The sequence below is a fragment of the Halobacillus salinarum genome, assembly GCF_022919095.1.
GTDB classification, from domain to species: Bacteria; Bacillota; Bacilli; order Bacillales; family Halobacillaceae; genus Halobacillus_B; species Halobacillus_B salinarum.
Genome location: NZ_CP095073.1, coordinates 3,435,023 through 3,451,950, shown reverse-complemented (window position 1 = coordinate 3,451,950; position 16,928 = coordinate 3,435,023). Strand labels below are relative to the sequence as shown.

19 protein-coding genes and 1 pseudogene are annotated in these 16,928 nt (G+C 34.5%); 15 read left to right on the top strand and 5 right to left on the bottom strand.

What is annotated here, in order from left to right; all coding sequences use genetic code 11:
* Window positions 1-152 precede the first annotated feature (152 nt).
* Complete coding sequence (locus MUN89_RS17925) at window positions 153-656, top strand: GNAT family N-acetyltransferase (protein ID WP_244709149.1); 504 nt, start codon at window positions 153-155, stop codon at window positions 654-656.
* A gap of 628 nt (window positions 657-1,284) precedes the next feature.
* Window positions 1,285-1,575 (top strand): DUF3784 domain-containing protein, encoded by a 291-nt coding sequence (locus MUN89_RS17920; RefSeq protein ID WP_244709147.1) that lies wholly within the window; start codon window positions 1,285-1,287, stop codon window positions 1,573-1,575.
* Window positions 1,576-1,771: 196 nt separating this feature from the next.
* Here the strand turns inward: MUN89_RS17920 and MUN89_RS17915 are convergent, their stop codons facing one another.
* On the bottom strand, window positions 1,772-2,773 hold the full coding sequence (locus MUN89_RS17915) for an MFS transporter (RefSeq protein ID WP_256464031.1): 1,002 nt from the start codon (window positions 2,771-2,773) through the stop codon (window positions 1,772-1,774).
* Window positions 2,774-3,014: 241 nt separating this feature from the next.
* Here MUN89_RS17915 and MUN89_RS17910 point away from each other — a divergent pair, with 241 nt between their 5' ends.
* From MUN89_RS17910 to MUN89_RS17895, 4 genes are all read left to right on the top strand, one after another.
* Window positions 3,015-3,614: a CGNR zinc finger domain-containing protein gene (locus tag MUN89_RS17910; protein ID WP_244709144.1), complete on the top strand. Its 600-nt coding sequence runs from the start codon at window positions 3,015-3,017 to the stop codon at window positions 3,612-3,614.
* An 807-nt stretch (window positions 3,615-4,421) separates the two neighbouring features.
* Window positions 4,422-4,856: an aminoglycoside 6'-N-acetyltransferase gene (gene aac(6') / locus MUN89_RS17905; protein WP_244709142.1), complete on the top strand. Its 435-nt coding sequence runs from the start codon at window positions 4,422-4,424 to the stop codon at window positions 4,854-4,856.
* 703 nt (window positions 4,857-5,559) lie between these two features.
* Entirely contained in the window at window positions 5,560-6,189 is a 630-nt protein-coding gene (locus tag MUN89_RS17900) for a hypothetical protein (RefSeq protein ID WP_244709140.1), read from the top strand.
* A 137-nt stretch (window positions 6,190-6,326) separates the two neighbouring features.
* Window positions 6,327-6,773, top strand: coding sequence for a GNAT family N-acetyltransferase (locus MUN89_RS17895; RefSeq protein ID WP_244709138.1), 447 nt, complete (start codon window positions 6,327-6,329; stop codon window positions 6,771-6,773).
* Window positions 6,774-7,003: 230 nt separating this feature from the next.
* On the opposite strand, the gene MUN89_RS17890 is transcribed toward MUN89_RS17895, so the two are convergent.
* Entirely contained in the window at window positions 7,004-7,273 is a 270-nt protein-coding gene (locus MUN89_RS17890; protein ID WP_244709137.1) for a hypothetical protein, read from the bottom strand.
* Window positions 7,274-8,553: 1,280 nt separating this feature from the next.
* Between MUN89_RS17890 and MUN89_RS17885 the strand changes: the two genes are divergently transcribed.
* The 7 genes from MUN89_RS17885 to MUN89_RS17855 all read left to right on the top strand — a co-directional run bounded on the left by MUN89_RS17885 (window position 8,554) and on the right by MUN89_RS17855 (window position 12,632).
* Window positions 8,554-9,450, top strand: a complete 897-nt coding sequence (locus tag MUN89_RS17885; RefSeq protein ID WP_244709135.1) for a tyrosine-type recombinase/integrase — start codon at window positions 8,554-8,556, stop codon at window positions 9,448-9,450.
* The gene (gene sinI / locus MUN89_RS17880; protein ID WP_244709133.1) at window positions 9,447-9,593 is read left to right on the top strand and encodes a DNA-binding anti-repressor SinI; all 147 of its coding nucleotides are present in this window, start codon (window positions 9,447-9,449) and stop codon (window positions 9,591-9,593) included. Before MUN89_RS17885 ends, sinI begins: the two co-directional genes overlap by 4 nt.
* A gap of 140 nt (window positions 9,594-9,733) precedes the next feature.
* Window positions 9,734-10,090, top strand: coding sequence for a helix-turn-helix domain-containing protein (locus MUN89_RS17875; RefSeq protein ID WP_244709132.1), 357 nt, complete (start codon window positions 9,734-9,736; stop codon window positions 10,088-10,090).
* Between the two features lie 4 nt (window positions 10,091-10,094).
* The gene (locus MUN89_RS17870) at window positions 10,095-10,478 is read left to right on the top strand and encodes a hypothetical protein (protein WP_244709130.1); all 384 of its coding nucleotides are present in this window, start codon (window positions 10,095-10,097) and stop codon (window positions 10,476-10,478) included.
* Between the two features lie 60 nt (window positions 10,479-10,538).
* On the top strand, window positions 10,539-11,180 hold the full coding sequence (locus tag MUN89_RS17865) for a hypothetical protein (RefSeq protein WP_244709129.1): 642 nt from the start codon (window positions 10,539-10,541) through the stop codon (window positions 11,178-11,180).
* A gap of 23 nt (window positions 11,181-11,203) precedes the next feature.
* Complete coding sequence (locus tag MUN89_RS17860) at window positions 11,204-11,947, top strand: hypothetical protein (protein WP_244709127.1); 744 nt, start codon at window positions 11,204-11,206, stop codon at window positions 11,945-11,947.
* Window positions 11,948-12,140: 193 nt separating this feature from the next.
* The gene (locus tag MUN89_RS17855; protein ID WP_244709125.1) at window positions 12,141-12,632 is read left to right on the top strand and encodes a hypothetical protein; all 492 of its coding nucleotides are present in this window, start codon (window positions 12,141-12,143) and stop codon (window positions 12,630-12,632) included.
* 268 nt (window positions 12,633-12,900) lie between these two features.
* Here the strand turns inward: MUN89_RS17855 and MUN89_RS17850 are convergent, their stop codons facing one another.
* The 3 genes and pseudogenes from MUN89_RS17850 to MUN89_RS17840 all read right to left on the bottom strand — a co-directional run bounded on the left by MUN89_RS17850 (window position 12,901) and on the right by MUN89_RS17840 (window position 15,481).
* On the bottom strand, window positions 12,901-13,131 hold the full coding sequence (locus MUN89_RS17850) for a hypothetical protein (protein WP_244709124.1): 231 nt from the start codon (window positions 13,129-13,131) through the stop codon (window positions 12,901-12,903).
* 293 nt (window positions 13,132-13,424) lie between these two features.
* Window positions 13,425-14,087, bottom strand: a pseudogene (locus MUN89_RS17845) (AbiTii domain-containing protein).
* A 1,202-nt stretch (window positions 14,088-15,289) separates the two neighbouring features.
* The gene (locus MUN89_RS17840; protein ID WP_244709122.1) at window positions 15,290-15,481 is read right to left on the bottom strand and encodes a hypothetical protein; all 192 of its coding nucleotides are present in this window, start codon (window positions 15,479-15,481) and stop codon (window positions 15,290-15,292) included.
* A gap of 175 nt (window positions 15,482-15,656) precedes the next feature.
* Here MUN89_RS17840 and MUN89_RS17835 point away from each other — a divergent pair, with 175 nt between their 5' ends.
* The gene (locus MUN89_RS17835; protein ID WP_244709120.1) at window positions 15,657-15,986 is read left to right on the top strand and encodes an ArsR/SmtB family transcription factor; all 330 of its coding nucleotides are present in this window, start codon (window positions 15,657-15,659) and stop codon (window positions 15,984-15,986) included.
* A 59-nt stretch (window positions 15,987-16,045) separates the two neighbouring features.
* Window positions 16,046-16,678, top strand: a complete 633-nt coding sequence (locus MUN89_RS17830; protein WP_244709118.1) for a LysE family translocator — start codon at window positions 16,046-16,048, stop codon at window positions 16,676-16,678.
* Window positions 16,679-16,928: the final 250 nt, after the last annotated feature.

Here is a 16,928-nt window from a genome sequence, read left to right as displayed (position 1 = left end):
GAATTTATCTCGAAATCGAGTCTTCCGGATAAGGGGCTAATCTTAAATAATGGTTGGTTCCCATTTCAGACGAAAATATTGAACTAACTGAGCAGTATTATTTAATAACAAATTGTTTAAGGATAATTAAAGTTTTAAGGAGGAGGATTTAAGTGGATGAAGTAAGATTAAGGCTTATTGAAGAAAAGGATTTACCGTTTGTTCAAGAGTACATATCTAAAAAAGAAGTAGCTGATCCCACAAATATACCTCATCCATATCCAAAAGATGGAGCAAAAGAGTGGTATGAATTTGTTATAGAAGAATATAAAAAAGGAAGACATTACCCTTTTGCTATTTTATGTAATGGAGAATTTGCAGGGAGTATTTCCGTCAGAAAAGATAATGATAGAACGGGAGCACTTGATTATTGGGTGGCAATACCCTTTTGGAATAAAGGGGTTGGAACAACAGCGGCACAGAAAGCAATTGGATTCGGAGTAAATGAATTAGGATTAGAAAAGTTTGATACTTGCTGTCTTGCTAAAAACATTGGTTCTGAAAGAATATTGAAAAATAACGGCTTTAAATTTGTTGAAGAATTTGAGGTAGGAAAAGGTGATAAGCACGAAGGGAAAATTGCTAAATTATATAGGTTGATTATCTGCAATTCTTAATCGCGCTTATTAAGCAAACGTGTGGGATATTTTAATATTTGCTACAAGATGTCTCGAAATCAAGTCTTCAACTATATGGGGCGATTACTCAATAGAATACTCGCTCTTTTACATATGGCACCTGTGAAATTTTAGCTTCTTTTCTGATGGGCACGTTAGTTTAACAAATGTGAAACTCTCACCAGTCAATAAACGTATCTACACATAAGACCCTAAAGGAGGATCAGGAGATGAAATCTTTGTCCAAATTACACTTCCAGATGAGAAAAAAATGCCTGTTGGAGTTTTAGATAAAGTATTAAGTAAATATTCAGAGACAGTTTACTGTAAAACGTGTTATAAAAAATAGCCTTATTATTCTAGCAAAGGGTGGGTTATTTAAAGATTTAATCAGAGATATCTCAGAATCAAGTCTTCCTGTATTCGGGGCAATTCTCCAATTAGAGGAAGCCACTTTTATTTTCTAAATCTAAAAAGAATTTGAGGAGGAAAGGAAGAAATAGTTTTATTAGGGTACATGATTATTTGTGTAGGAGTGCGTATCTGGGGCGATTATACAATACTAGGGTAGGTTCTTGGTTCCAATATTATGTGTAGAAAATTCATTAACAATGAAATGAGGATAACAATGCTTGCTAGAATAATTATTTTTACATTGATAGGTTTAAGCATGATCATTTCGGGGTTCCTTGTTTGGAAGAAAAAGAAGTATGGTTTAATAGCGGGTTACACAGAGGGTAGTGTAAAGAATAAAGAAAAATTCGGAAAGTTAAATGGTATATTCTTAATAATAGTGGGACTAATTACTATATTATTTGGTTTACTTGCAGAAGTTCTAAATGTTGGCGTATATCTTGCCTGCATATTTATATTTGCTATTACTCAAATTATTTTAAGTAATCGAGTAGATAAATCGTAAGCGCAGCAAAATTTGGTTTTTATATACATTAAGATATCTCGGAGTCGAGTGTTCCAGAAACGGGGGGCTTTAGTTTAATAAGTCAGTAAATTCGAAAAGGACTTCCGTAAAATTGGAAGTCCTTCTTTGGTTAATAGTAAAACTAAACTTTTTCAGAGTTTAATTCGTGTTGGGCGTAGTTATTTGGCTTGCGTTTTTAATTTTCAATGGTCTTAGGAATAAAAAACAATTTCACTAACGCCAGTATAGATGAAATTAAGAATATCCACTTGTAACCAATAAAGTTTATCGTGCTTCCCAAAAATGCTGGTCCAATTATTGTTCCAACTGTCATAACAAGAATACTTGAGCTAAACCCTTTAGCAGGATAGTGTTTAAAGACCTCTGAACTCCAAATAGGCAAGTATGCTCCATAAAGCATAAATGTCACCCCAAATAAGAACCCTGAGATGCAAATGAATATCCAAGAATGCGAGTAAAATAAAACGAAGATGCTGAAGCCATAAACTAAAATTGTAATGGACAGTGATCTCTTAAATCCAAATAACCTTATTAAGTCACCAGCGAATAGACCAGCAAGGCCACCAGTACCGGTAATTAAATAGAATATCGCATTAGAGTTATTAAAACTAAAAAGCTGTTGAACAAAATCTGCGGCGTACGTCCAATAGGTTGCCTGAGTGATGCCGAATAGAATACATGCCATAAATAATGAGATAGTGTTACTATTAATAAGTTTCAATAACCCAAGTTTATGATTTACACTATGGGAATTTTTTATAATATGGTCGGCAGGGATATAATATTTAGCCCATATCATTAATAAAAACCCTACTATGGATCCAATAATCCAAGTAGTTTGCCAACTTCCGTCAAGTAAAATGTATAAGAGAGCTATCGCCCCCAAACCCAATGATGCTCCAGTACTTATAATTGCTAACGAGCGTTTTTGTAAAGATATTCTTACATGACGACTTACACTATCTGAAAAAGGTGACCAGGAAAGACCAGGACTCATTCCGGCTATAATACATGCTAACGAGAAAATTAAGCGATTATTGGTTATAGAAGCAGTTAATAATCCAACTGAACCAAGGAAGATTCCTGAAAGTATAAATGGTTTAGGACCAAACTTTGAGACAAGAAACATTACAAGTATGGCACCGATTAAGTACGCAGCATAAGATAAACTAGATATAACCCCAGAGTACCAACCTCTAGGTTAAAAGTTGATTTGAATTCAGGAAGCAATAATCCGTACCCATACCTAGCCCATCCGTACCCTACAGCTAAAGTCATCATTCCTATTATAGAGATAGGAGGAAGACTATTTTCAAGTATTTTTACCTCTCTCAAATTATAACCTCCTAAATATATTTTTGACGGTTATAGTATAACCTTTTAAAATGTAATTAGCAAGTTAGAATTGGGGGGATTTTGTGGCTGTAAGTAATGCAGGTAATATTAGAATCGTAAGTGGTGGTAATCTAGGCTTAGATTTCATTAATACTGCAAACTATAAAAATGGAGAAATCGTTGAAGAATGGTTATTTAATGTTAGCGATTTCATTGATTGGGCAAGTCACTTGAATATAGGAAACAACTTTTCTGCTGATCTAAATAATAGTGATGAGAGTTTTTTTGAAGATATAATTCAATTACGGTTTTCAATGTATAACATTGTTACAGCTTTAATCAATGCAAGAGAGGTTAATGAACAAGACGTTACTATATTTAATAATTGGCTTAAGAGAGCAAATAGTTCATTGGAAATTAGAATAGATAAATCTGGTGATATAGTAGAGGGATATTCGACTAATAGAGATTTAGAGTCTTTACTATACCCTGTAGTTCATTCGTTTAAAAACCTCCTTGAAAGCAATCACATAAAAAAAGTTAAGCAGTGTAGTAGTGATGCCTGTAATTGGCTTTTTATAGATAATACAAAAAATAAGAGTAAGCAGTGGTGCACTATGGATGTGTGTGGGAATAGAGAAAAAGCAAAAAGACACTATAGGGCTAAAAAGAATAAAAATTAAACTGGGAAAGGTTTTAGAGAAAATTCCTTATATAAATAGCTCCCTATAAGAGGGAGCTATTTATATAAGGAATATCAAAAATCATAAAAATAAATAACTATATTCGACTAGTGTAGAATCTTGTTCTAACGAGGGCACTAAACTGATTGAAGATGTCCTTTTAAAATATGGTTGATGGGGAAGATATCTCGGAATCAAGTCTTCCGCTAAAGGGAGGCGATTGTTCAATATGAACAATCGCTTTTTTGCTAGCGGGCAGTTAGTTGAAGATTTGATTTTGTGATATTATTTCTGAACGTTTTCTAGCTATAGTTGAGTAATTGATATAATTTTGAAATAATTGGAATCACCGTAACAAATAATAGGAACCTACATTCTTTCTATAATGTTAAATAGCGAAGGAGTGCACTATTTTGTCCGAAGAAAAGAAACAGATGCATTTTTATTTGACGATAGGTTATATAGGTGTTTTGTTCTTTATTCTCACTGGACTTAGGTTGATAATGATAGGTGACTCTATGGGTCAAACTCTTGCGCTAGCGAGTCTACTTTTTACCGGCGGGTTTTGGAGATATATTGAGAGGAAACTCATTCCTAAGACCAAAGAAAAACGCATTATTAAAAGTATTTTTATAAGCCTCTTAATCATTGTATTCTTAGGTGGTTGCTATTTGTTATTCAGGTAATCTTATCTTGAAATATAGAAGTAAGACCGAAACCATTTCATGATAATTAAGTTAGAGATCAAATAGAGTAATCGTAAATCGATTATTTAAGTAATGTGCAGAATTAATTTGGAGGTTCTATATGCTAAAAGAGGCGACAATATCAGAAGTAAAAGAAGCTGCTCACCTTGCTTTACTGCTTTGGCCAGATCACACTTTAGAGGAATTTATACAAGAAATAATGCACCTTATTGCTCAGCCTGATGCAACGGCGATTTTAGCTTATCATAGCAGTGAAGCAATTGGGTTTGCACAATGCCAACTGCGATACGATTATGTGGAAGGGACAAGTTCAAGTCCGGTAGGATATTTAGAAGGACTTTACATAAAAGAAGCCTTTCGTACACAAGGCTATGCTAAAAAATTAGTTAGTGCTTGTGAGAATTGGGCAAAGAAAAAAGGTTGTCATGAGTTTGCAAGTGACTGTGAATTAGAAAATGAAGAAAGCTTAGCAATGCATCTTAAATTGGGATTTAGTGAAGCAAATCGAATTATTTGTTTTAAAAAGAGATTATAAGATGGATGTAGATTGAGGTTTCTTCAATCAGCCAGCTACTTATTGTTTATTCAAGAAATGGGTGCAATTCTGAAACGAATGATGTCTGTTAACTTTTTCGGAGCTATGGTTCAATTCATTAAATTCACTCCATTTACAAGCATAGTTGGCATCATACTTGGGATAAAAAGCTTAAATAAAGAAATGGAAAAGAAAGTAGTACCTGTTATTACACTTATCATTGGTATAATATTCCTTTTAATATTTCTTCTCTTCTTACTCGGTTTTTCCTTTGGTGGGTAATTTTACATCAGGGATAAAGACAAAGTATTATTTTGATTTCGATTCTTCACGGGGGAGATTATTAAAAAGAATAATGCTTTGTTAAAGGTTCGAGTAGTAAGGTGAAGATCCACTCCTGTTTCCGTAAACAATGTCCCCAACGACTTCAATTTTCTCGCGTGAATATGGGTTCATAGAAAGTGTCATTATTTTTATCCCTTAATTTGATATGAAAAACTGGCAGAGTCCTTCTTGTTCACTTTGAACATGGTGGTCTTGTTTACGTTTTTCTATCTACTTGCTACACTAAGTACCAAAACTCAGGTGTTATCATGCCCCTCGCCCCATTATTAAAGTTAGCTAATGTTTCATTTTTAAAAAATTCAACCTCTGAGGTGAGTAATGTATGTTCCAATGGCTGACAGAAATCGAGGAACCTGTTATGAATAAAAGTAAGGATATTCATAGTGATATAAAGATAGAAAGATTAAGCGAGACTAAGGATATCTATGAAATTTCGGATGTTTTTTTATTCATTGCTTCATCAGGTATTATATTTAATATTAACTTCCTTATAGCCCTACCTACTCCTACAAAGTTTTCGTTGAATGTAATCTTAAATGAAATCGCGCCACATTTTCACAAAGTACAATTGATAAAAACGAATGATAATATTACAACAATCAACCTTAAATTTCTAAAGACTCATTCACAAGAACTATTAAATAAAGCACTAGATGAACAATCACCAGACAGCATAATAAATGATATTTATCGAACCAATAAGCTATATAAGATTCCGAAACATGGATTAAATCTTAAATATTATAAAGTTCATTGTGAATACATACAACCTGTTACCCTTCAAAACTTTGATAGGGTCATGGACTTCATTGATAGTTCTTTTCTAAAAAGTGGTGAGCCATTTTCCTTAAGAACCTCTGGATGGATACTAGAAGAAGAATTAAAAAATTCAATCGCGATTAGAGCTTTTTCCTCCTTTTCCAAAGAAATTATCTTGGTCGTCAATTCCGCAGACGATACTGTTGTTTTTGTGGATATATATAAATGATTGAACTACAAATGAGAGGATTATTAACACTATTATCCTTTGAGATTTTAAATGCGAAATCTCGATATCGAATTTTACATAAACAGGGGCTTTCCTTGAGGAATGAAATTAGTTTAAGTGAAGGAGAGAAAACAAATATGAATAATGTGATAAGGTCGCTTTCAAGGCACGAAATTGAAGATTGTATTGATTTGTACATTAAAGTTTTTAACTCCAAGCCCTGGAATGAAGAATGGTCGTACGATATTGCACGGGAAAGGCTTACAGATATGTATAACACTCCTAAGTTTTTAGGATTAACGTTATATCAAGGTAGTGAACTAGTTGGGTTCATTGGTGGAAACAAGAAGCGCAAACCACAAGAGATTGTATTTTATATTGCTGAATTGTGTATTAAAAATGATATACAAGGAAAAGGATTGGGCTCTATGCTTTTAGAATTTCTAGAAGAACAGCTAAGTGAGGATAAGGTTTCAAGCATTTATTTGCTTACTTCAAATGATGGACTTGCTGAGCGTTTTTACATAAAGAAGAATTACGAAATGAATGAGAATAGAATTGTTATGAGGAAGACGTTAAATTAATTATTAATTACACTCAGGTTCGAAAAATCTCAATATCTAATCGTAAACAACTAAAGCGATTATTCACAAGAATAGACGCTTAGGGAATACTGCCTTAGGTTTAAAAAATGGTTTTAGTGATCTTTTTTTGAAACAATTGGAAATATATATAAGTTAAATTTCTGTAGTGCTATTAATTTTGTGGGTTTCCAGGTGTGGTGTGATGATAAAATCCCCCGTGCCTATTGTAGCTATATCCTGTTTTTTGTGAAAAATCCAATTATTACAGTTACGATACCTGCAAAAAACATACAGAATCCGAAAAGTCCTGCAAAGACTCCTCCTCCAATTCCGCCTCCCAAACCTAAAAAAGATAGGATAAGGATAACAGGAGAAACTATAGTAATAATAATCCCTGTTATGATTCTATTCTTTTTTCTCTTAGGGATAATTAAAAGTAGTAATAAAGCTATTATCGTACCAACTATAAGCCCTATGAGTAGAATTAAAAGTCCTTCCATTTATCCCCATCCCTTTCTTGATCGTTTTTATAATATTACTAGTGTTGCCGATGTAAATTAGAATGTTAATGTTGTCTAAAACTCATAGAACAAATTATTTCCATAAAAAACCTTCCAAAAAATAGGACTACTTCTTAAACTGTATTATTACGTAGCTAAATTCAATCTTCACTGTAACCCGATGGGATTGAAACCCATGTAATAAAAATAGAATCAACCAGAAACATCCCAGGTGACTTGCTTTTGAAGTCAATAACCCCATTACTAAACTCCATATAAGTAAAATTAAGTAGATACTTTGGTCACTTTAATTTTCTGCCAAGGCACCGTTGGCGTAAAGTTTGAAATAAGGAGTGCAAGTATCCCGTTGATAATAAAAGCTACTTTTATCTTTTCCGTATATATCCATATCCTGTCTAATATATTATCATTCTACAATACTTATCCATTTCTATAAAATGGAAACCAAACAAAAACAAATCTCACATAGAACCGGGAGTTTTAAGTACTATTTTATTAATTAAAACTGGGATGATTATTATTGGAACCCTGATGACTATAATCTTCGAGAAAGTAGCCGGGTTTCTTCAAAGAGATTGAAGTGAGGTGATCTTAGTTCATGGATGGGAAAACAAAATAGATATAGTGTAATTTCTGCTAATTAAGATTTAACGATTGCTTAAAAGAAGATTCATTCAAAACTGTTGATATTATTAAATTACTGGGCTGTCGCTAAAAGGTTATACAAAGATATATTGAAATCAATTCTCGTTAATCGAGGTAGGATCCCTTAGTTCTTTTCATCAAGTTACATGATACGATCTAATTGGAAAGGACCGGTTTCTCTTTTAAGATAAAAAATCCATATTGATAAATGACAGCTATGACAGCTATGACGACTAAATTCTTTTGTATTATAAATAGAGAGTTATGGCAAACACTGCTGCTGACAATTTGGTCATATTTTGGTCATACAATATAGATATTTATAGGTAATTACCGGTTATTACATATGAAGAAAAAACATTGTAAACCTTTATATAGCAAGGTGTAAGGACACTTTAAGAAATTAAAGGAAAGTTTACTTACCAAACTGGCAGAGAAGGAAGCTGGTCAGTTCTCAGAAAGCTAGTAATGCCAACTATTTGAACCAAAAAGTGATAAATGGTCGGGTACAGACTCCACGAGTTTTCACCCCACGACTTTACATAATAGCCACTTTTCTTTTGAGTAAGCAAACTCATTAGAAAGGTGGCTTTTTTGTGCTTATCAGATATGCCATGAAGGAGTTTATTATCGAGCGTGATTATCAGAACTTGTCTAAAACGACTATCAAGGCTTATGAAATGTTATTTGATACATTCATGAGCTGGGCTCAAGAGAATGATCTGGAGAGAATCCAAGATATTAACACTAGGACGGTAAAGAGTTTTCTCTCCTATTGCAAGAATGAAAGGAACAATAACCCCACCTCACTTAATACGAAACATAGACAGCTGAAAGCCTTCTTTAATTTCCTTGTGAGTGAGGACCTTATGGAAAGCAACCCAGCTGACTCCATTAAGAAGGTTAAAGAGGATATTCGTATTAATACCTACACAGACAGTGAAGTTAAAGAGATTTTGTCCTATCTCAGAAGAATCAAAAGGAGAGAGGACACTCTTTATGCAATAAGAAACCACACTATTTTTCTCACACTTATTGGTACTGGCTTGAGGGCTTCTGAGCTTACCTCATTGAAGTGGTCAGACATAGACCTTGTTGAGCGTAACTTAAAGGTGTTTGGCAAGAACAGAAAGGAGCAAACTGTTCCACTCTCAGAAGCATTGGTAAGGGAGCTGAGCTTCTGGAAAGAATATTGCTTGAACAAATTTGGCGAATTATCTCCCTATGTATTCGTTACTCAGCAAAATAAGCAGTTTTCTGTTAATGGTCTTAAGTGTTGGTTTAAGAGACTAGCAGAGATTATGGAGTTTCCGCAAACACGCTGTTCAGCTCATTCATGCAGACACTATTTTGCAAAGAAATGGATTCAGAATGGAGGAGACATTTCGACGCTGTCTAAGGTGCTTAGACATACCAGCGTAAAGACTACTGAAAAGTATCTCCATTGGTGGGGTAATGAGGTGGCTGAGGATTACGACAAATTCAATGCTTTGAAGGGGTTGAACATATGAACTTATCTGAAATGGACTGGCAGGAGTTGATTGAATACGCTAAGGAGCTTGGCTTGAGCAAGAAAGAAATTAGTGAGTTTCTTAATGAGAATAAGGGTGGAAGTATTAGAAACTTTGAAGATGATGAATTACTAGATTATTGAACACAATAAAAGAGCTACCCCTCTGAGTTTGGCGACTGGAAGGGATAGCTCTCACTACTGGAGGACTCTGGAAGTCCTCTCTTTTGTATTTTACCAAGAGGGTGAAGCCAGAGCAACCTCCACACTCTGGAGGAATATTAATGAAGGAACTAAGACGTTATTCAAGTTTTGAGAGCGTCTCTGAAATGGATAGCTACATTAGTAAAGCTTTAGAGGTCCTTGATCTAGCAGAATTAGACAGGGGTCTATTAAGGTTGCTTGCAGGTCATTCTTGTAAGGTTGTAGGGGTGAGCTGGTTCAAGGTTCAAACCATGGCTGACTTACTAGAGGTAAGCTACAAGTCTATTCAGAGAGCATTAAAACGATTAATAGAGTTAGGAATTATCCAAAGAATAAGGACCATTAGAGCTGTTTCTGGTGGCTTTGGAAGTTCTTTAACCTATCGAGTTGACCTATCGGGAAGAAGCCACAGAGTCAGCTCCAGAGCGCTCTCATAAGGGATTGAAACGCAGAGAAACATTTAATTTAAAAGCATTTAATAAAGATCTTAAATACATACGACAACAGGAAGAATTAGACTTCTCATATTTAACTGAGTTTGTTCCTCAAGAGTTTATCCAAGCAGTAAAACCATTTGTGAAGGCTGAGGAAGCTTTCTCATTGTGGGGAAAAGTACAAGCTGTTTCTAAGAGGATGGCTCCTGAGGTTATGGAGATCATTGAGCCAGCTATCAGAGCGTTTAAGTCCTCTGTAATGGCATACAAAATGAAGCGTGTTAAGAAGGGCTTTGGAGCGTACTTCTGGGGAGCTCTCCAAGGTGTGTTTGCAGTGGAGCAAAGGAAAAGAGTAAGGGAGAATATGTTTAATTGGCTGGAAATTAATTAGTAAATAATTCCTTATTAGTGGTACAATTTAAGAGTGAAAATTGTCATAAGGAGTGGTTAATTGAGTACAGCATGGATAAGTATTATTGTTAGTGGTGCTTTGAATGTTAGCTTTTTAGTAATCTATTTTTTAACCTTGCGTGAAAATAAAAAAATGGTTACTGAAACACGAGAAATGACTGAGGAAGCACGTTTAACAAGAGCACAATCTTACAGACCAGAAGTATTTGTTTACATACGAGAAGTTGCTTATGGTCTTTACTTTACTATTGAAAACATTGGAACTAGGCCAGCTTTTGATGTCTATTTAACGTTAGAGCCATTGTTTAGCACCTACACTCAGCTAGAAGGACACACGATTTTTTTCAAAAAGAAGAATGATAGAAGCATAAGAAATGTAGAAAAATCAATAAAAGTAATAGCTCCCGATCAAAAATTTGAGTCATATGTAGGGTTAAGACCAGAAATATTAAAAGAAGGTGAAGATACAAGAGAAAGAGAAACTTTAGATAGATCAAGCCTAGAGAGTCCTGTGAAGATCACTTATTTAGACTCTGAAAAGCTAGAGTACAAAGATGAGTACCTTATTTCACTCTATGACTTTGCAAAGATAGAGGGAACTAGGGAAGCTGGACTTGGTGATATTACTAATGAATTGGCTCGTTTAAGGACTGAAATTTCTAAGATAAGAGGAGAGCGTTAATGGAACCTTTCTCATTTTTATTAATGTGGTTAGAAGAAATACTACAAGTGCTATCGTGGCTATTAGGTGGATTAGTCTGGTTAGTTGGTAAGGTCCTTGGTGGCATAGTTATTGGTGCTTCTGGTTTTGGAGTAGCTTTATTGGTTTATCGCTTTCGTTATTATCATGTTTCAAGGGGAGCTATTAAGGATAATATTTCATCATTCTTAAAAAGTAGGAATGGACCGAGGGAAAAAGATGTTTCTCACAGTATTCACACAATTGATAACCCAGATGGAGAATTAATTACAGAAAGCATTTATCCTACTACTAAAGGTATTACAGAATGGATTAGAATGACTGGCGAAGTCTTTGATAAAAACAGGTGGGGATTTAGGTATGATGAGGAATTTATTACTGACATTCTTGAAGATATGATGTTTGAAGGTTGTGTTGGGGAAGTAATTGATAAGAAAACTCATGAAGTAATTGGCTGGAGTTATGGTGGTTTTTGTGACAGAAGAGAAAAACTTAATTTCCTTAAAAAAGTAAAAATAGATGGAAATTATTCTAATGGATTTACCCTTAAACAAGGTGAAAAAATGTTTAGTTTTTCCAAAGACCAAATAAATAAAATTCTAATAGATATGACGAATGATAAAAATTTAATTATCCTTGAGAAGAGTAGAGCGTTTGCTTTCAATTGTAGATACTCCAAGAGAGCTAGTAGGTTAATAAATGAAATTGAGCATTTATTTCCAAGCTTATGTGAGGAGAAAAACGAATGAAAAACCTGAGTAGGAAAATCTATGTCTTACTTGGAATCATTTTTCTTTTTATGATTCTCTTCCTACCTATCTTTGTGAATTGGCTCATGAGTTTTAGCTGGTTTAAAGTTTATGGACAAGAGAGCGACTGGATAAGTTTCTATGGTAGTTATCTTGGTGGTATTTGTGGGGGCTACTGACTCTTGGAGGAGTGTTGCTGACGTTAAACCACCAAGATAAAACCAAGGAACAAACTGAGTTAGAAAGCGAAACTAAGGAATTGCTTAAAGCACTCCCAAAACTACATCACCTTGAGGGTTTACTGGAATTAATGAGAGATGAACTTAAGCAACTTTTGAATAAAGAAGCAGTAGGAAACAGCAAATTTATTAATGAGCTTTTTGTTCCTCAAATTAAAGAATTAATAGATGAATACAATCAATATTCAACCTTCTTGGAAGGGGTGAATACAGACAAATTATTACCTAACACCTTGAGAGAAATAAATGAAATTAAAGCGCATTTAAGAACAACCCATCTAATAATAGATTATGCTTTGGCTGAAAGGGAACTTGAGGTTAAAGGTATTGAAAATTTAGAAGATAATTCTTTTAAAAATCATGCCTTGAAACAAGTTACAGAAACTCTCAAACTTCTTGAAGCGACAACAAAAGCAATAAGAGAAAGAGAAAACTATGGTTTATGACTGAAGTGGGGGTTTGTAAGTAAACACCTCACCAGACAAGCGCTGGCAGAGTTCTTCAAAGTCATTATCAATTGGTTCATTCGTAAATTTAACCTCAGAAGCTGGCAGGGTTTTGTTACTGTAAGTTTCCTCGTTCAGTAAGAGCTCAGTATGAATTGATTTGGACCTCCAAGTGCTACCGTCTAATTTGTTCCTGGCATAAATGAACATAAAAAATCTCCTCCTTTACTTAGTAATCGTATTGAGGAGGAGCTTTGGTGTCACTAAATCAGAATAGATCAGCTACCTTGTCAGAATCAGAAGGTAAATCCTTATCAATTTTCTTAAGTAAATCCTTAATCATTCCCCTTAGCTTCTGAATGTTTGTTGAGAGTGCTCCATCATATGAAGCCCTCGTTTGCTCCATAAAACGGTAATTTTCAAGTTGAGTAAGCTTGTTTTCAATTTCCATGATTTCATCTTCGTAGGTTTTCAAGATACTTTGTTTTTCATTGCTCATACTGGTAACCTCTTTCCAATTCAGAATAAGATATTATTCTCCATTGTGTAAGAAATTCCCTTCTAGAAAGATGAGATAATTTCTAAAATAATCCTTCAAGCCAGCTCACAAGTTTACCCCAGAACGAGAACAAAAGTATGAATCCAATAACTAAAGAGGTTAGAGCACCAGTGATTATCGGGTGCTTTGAAGCAAAGTTCTCCTTCTGAGATGGGCTGGTATGGTTATGACCAATATTAGAGTTTTTTATTTTGTTCTTATCTCCAATTTTAATGCTCATTGTCTATCATGACCTATCTCGCTATCTTCAATTTTGTTTTTATCTCCAATTGAAATAGAGTTATCATAGATAACATTAATGATGTAATTCTGAATATCTTGAGTAACTTCTGAAGGTACGCTAGGGTTGATATGTCTAATTCATCTAAGTTATCAAATTCCTTTTCCAGCTTTAATATTATTTCGATTAATTTATTGTTTATCTGAGACACTACCGCTTGAAGTTTATTTTTATCGTATTCGACGTTTGCTTTCGTAACTATTATCTCTTGTGTGCTTGGTAAACGGTCATAAAGTTCAACTGGAAGTGGTTTATGTAGTGGATCTTTACTTTTTAAGCTTCTATCTATTGCTGGAAAACCATCTTTTAATTTTAATTCGAGTAAATCCTTTTTAAAATCAGGGCCTAAATGTTCGACAGTTAATATTTCGTTATTGTATGGAATTTTTTCTCCAGTTTTCCTAGAAAGAAAAGTGTACTATCCTGTTACAATTCCTTCTAATATTCTGTACTGTGGAACCATAAATGAATATTTGTATCCTTGAAGTTCACTGTTAATCCAATAATTAATTTCCTCATTTTCAAGATCAGAGAGAATAACCTTTAACCTCATAAGTACGCTCTCAAGCTTATTTTCCCCACTCACTAAGTCCTTTAGAATTTGACTTCTTGCCATTCAATCAATCCTCCATGTATTGGAATTTAATGCTTACCACTATTATTAGCATTTTACTAGAAATTATTCTAGTCTAATAGCTTTGAGCTGGGACCTCTAAGTGTGCTGGTTAGGTGAAATTGTTACGGGAATAAAGAGGGGAGTGGCTCTTGAGGTGGCTAATAAGTTGAATAAATTTTTAGACCCTGCCACCTCCACAGTCACCTCCCCAGCTTCCCCAGAAATGGACTATCATTCTCCCATTAATCACCCCTAACAACCTCCAGAGACCCACCTCACTACCTTCCATGAACCTACCCAGTAAACTCACCAGCCAACTCCTCAGCAACCTCCAAAGCGTACACACAAGCACCTACAAAAAACACTGAATACATAACAGTTTCCAGCTCCATAACACCGTAAAGAGCCTTCTTCTGAATATGCAAATCAGTGAATAATAAGTGCATAAATGGGGTGTTTCATGAGCCAGTCACACCAGAGCCTACTATTAAGCAATTCTTGTGACCACATTCCTTGTAGTAAAGTGGGCTAGGAGTTCTAAATAAATTTTAAGTTATTTTTACTCAGTCTTTGGATCTATTTGTTGTTATGTGGTTAATGTAATTTTGTGAATTTACTTCACACCATAGTTTGATAAAGTTAACTAGAATAATATAGAGAATATTTTTAAATAATTGTAGGTGATATGTTGAAGATCTCAATTCTTATTATTTTTGGTTTAGTGTTTTTCTTTACAAGTACTGGATTTGAAGCAGGAGAAGATCTATACCCTCTAATAGATAAATGACAGGTATGACGACTATGACAGCTAAATTCTTTTGTAATATTTGTAGTGAGTTATGGCAAACACTACTGCTGATAATTTGGTCATATTTTGGTCATGCATTAAAGATTTTTATAGGTAATTAGCGGCTATTGCTTAACCTGAAAAACCTTTATAAACCTTTATATAACAAGGTTTAAGGACACTTTAAGAGATTAAAGGATATTTGACTTTCCAAACTGGCAGTGTAGAGGTCAGCGGTTCGAGCCCGCTATGCTCCACTACTCGGAATAAGAGCCCCTGAAAGCTGCATTAAGGCGCAGTCTAGATGGAAAAATAGACTCACATTCGTGTCAGAATGGGGAGTCTATTTTTTATGCTTACATTCTGTAGATTTTGTGACTTTGTTTCCTACTTAGCTATCGATAAATATATAACTCTAATTAATGTCACGTTCCAATATCAGAGCTACTTGATGTTCATCATTTTGGTCTTTATTATTCACCCATTGTCCCTGCAGCGTTGATTTTTTTTGCTTAACTCCTGGATCAGCTGTGGCCTTAAACTTCGTTTTATATCTATCAAAAAAGTTCTTGATAGATACATCTGTAAATGGAATAGCGTTATTCACAACATCTCCCCCTTGGATTATTTTATTTTGATATATTAAGCATATGGCTGTAGCTTATTCAGAAAGCCAACGATTACAATCAAAAAAATTGATAAATTTCTGAACTCCTTTAGAAGTCGTTTATACTTATAACGTAAGTTTGACAAAGGCTAATCTTTCTTTTATAATTCGAAACATGTCGAAATATAATAATAAAAACCTTAATCAATTTAGTGAAATGTTTAAAGCACTTTCTAATGTTCACCGGTTAAACATTTTTCTTTATTTAGCTGAATACTGTCATCAAGGTGAATTGAGCACAGAGAAAGAAATGCGGTTAACGGTGGGGCAATTAGGAGAAAGGTTAAATATTGCTCCATCCACGGTTTCCCATCACCTTAAAGAACTGAGGCGTACTGGATTAATACGCATGGACCGTCAAGGTAAAAACATTGAGTGTTGGGTTGAAGAAAAAACTATTGACCGTTTAGTCGCGTTTTTTCAAACATCTAAAGGGAGGGAATAATTTTTTCGTAAACAATTCGATAATTTTCGAAATATAGAATTATAAAAGGAGGGTTGTAGATGTTTCAGCTATTGTTTAGTGGCCTGGTTATTGGTTTTGTCTCATCCCCCACTTGCCCAAGTAATGGGGAAGAAATAAAACATGGTACGAAGTATGGGCTGACTTCCTCTCTTGTAGTCGGTCTAGGCGCCGTGACAGGAGATGCAATTGTTTTATCAGCTATTTTACTTTGGCTCATGCCGTTTATTAGTACAGAATCTATTCTTGTAACTTATCTTTGGCTTTTTGGGAGTATCGTCCTCTTTTATGTTGCGTGGGGAATCTTCAAAGAAATTAGTACGGTACAAGGAGTAAAAGAAAAACGGATGAGCGAGATCATGAACCCGGCACGGCATTATTTAAGAGCGTTTTGGATAGGGACAGTTATCACTACCTTTAACCCTTTTACTGTCATGTGGTGGATGGGCCTGCTTATACCAATCGTAAATGATGAAGATAATATCTCGTTGGTTTACCCGGTGTCTATTTTAGCAGGGGCTTTACTATGGTTTGTTTTATTAGCTGTACTTTTACATCTTGGGGAAAGGTGGTTAAATAAAAAGAAAAGACAAATTATCCTTTTAATAAGTGGGCTGGCCGTTCTGGGTTACAGTGTTTATTTCTTTATTCAATTCGTAAATCAACTTTTATAAAAAAAGACTGGAGTAGGTTTCTAAGAATTGTCCTCAAAATGGTTCCCTACACAATGATTAAGGAGTCCACTTTTATATTAAAAGTGGACTCCTTAATCAATTCGTTCAATTTCTATAGGTTCTCACAAAATTGGTTGAAAACATAAAAAATTAAGTCATTACCTATTGTAAGACGATACTATTTAGTGGGAAGACGCTTTAAAAGAGAGTAATTAAGGATACATTGATTTTAAGACTTCATGAATTGGTG

Bases quoted from the DNA above. Each gene is read 5' to 3' on its own strand.
- MUN89_RS17920 (WP_244709147.1), top strand. From the start codon at position 1,285: ATGCTTGCTAGAATAATTATTTTTACATTGATAGGTTTAAGCATGATC.
- MUN89_RS17900 (WP_244709140.1), top strand. From the start codon at position 5,560: ATGAATAAAAGTAAGGATATTCATAGTGATATAAAGATAGAAAGATTA.
- MUN89_RS17895 (WP_244709138.1), top strand. From the start codon at position 6,327: ATGAATAATGTGATAAGGTCGCTTTCAAGGCACGAAATTGAAGATTGT.
- MUN89_RS17890 (WP_244709137.1), bottom strand. From the start codon at position 7,273: ATGGAAGGACTTTTAATTCTACTCATAGGGCTTATAGTTGGTACGATA.
- MUN89_RS17885 (WP_244709135.1), top strand. From the start codon at position 8,554: ATGAAGGAGTTTATTATCGAGCGTGATTATCAGAACTTGTCTAAAACG.
- sinI (WP_244709133.1), top strand. From the start codon at position 9,447: ATGAACTTATCTGAAATGGACTGGCAGGAGTTGATTGAATACGCTAAG.
- MUN89_RS17875 (WP_244709132.1), top strand. From the start codon at position 9,734: ATGAAGGAACTAAGACGTTATTCAAGTTTTGAGAGCGTCTCTGAAATG.
- MUN89_RS17860 (WP_244709127.1), top strand. From the start codon at position 11,204: ATGTGGTTAGAAGAAATACTACAAGTGCTATCGTGGCTATTAGGTGGA.
- MUN89_RS17850 (WP_244709124.1), bottom strand. From the start codon at position 13,131: ATGAGCAATGAAAAACAAAGTATCTTGAAAACCTACGAAGATGAAATC.
- MUN89_RS17835 (WP_244709120.1), top strand. From the start codon at position 15,657: ATGTCGAAATATAATAATAAAAACCTTAATCAATTTAGTGAAATGTTT.
- MUN89_RS17830 (WP_244709118.1), top strand. From the start codon at position 16,046: ATGTTTCAGCTATTGTTTAGTGGCCTGGTTATTGGTTTTGTCTCATCC.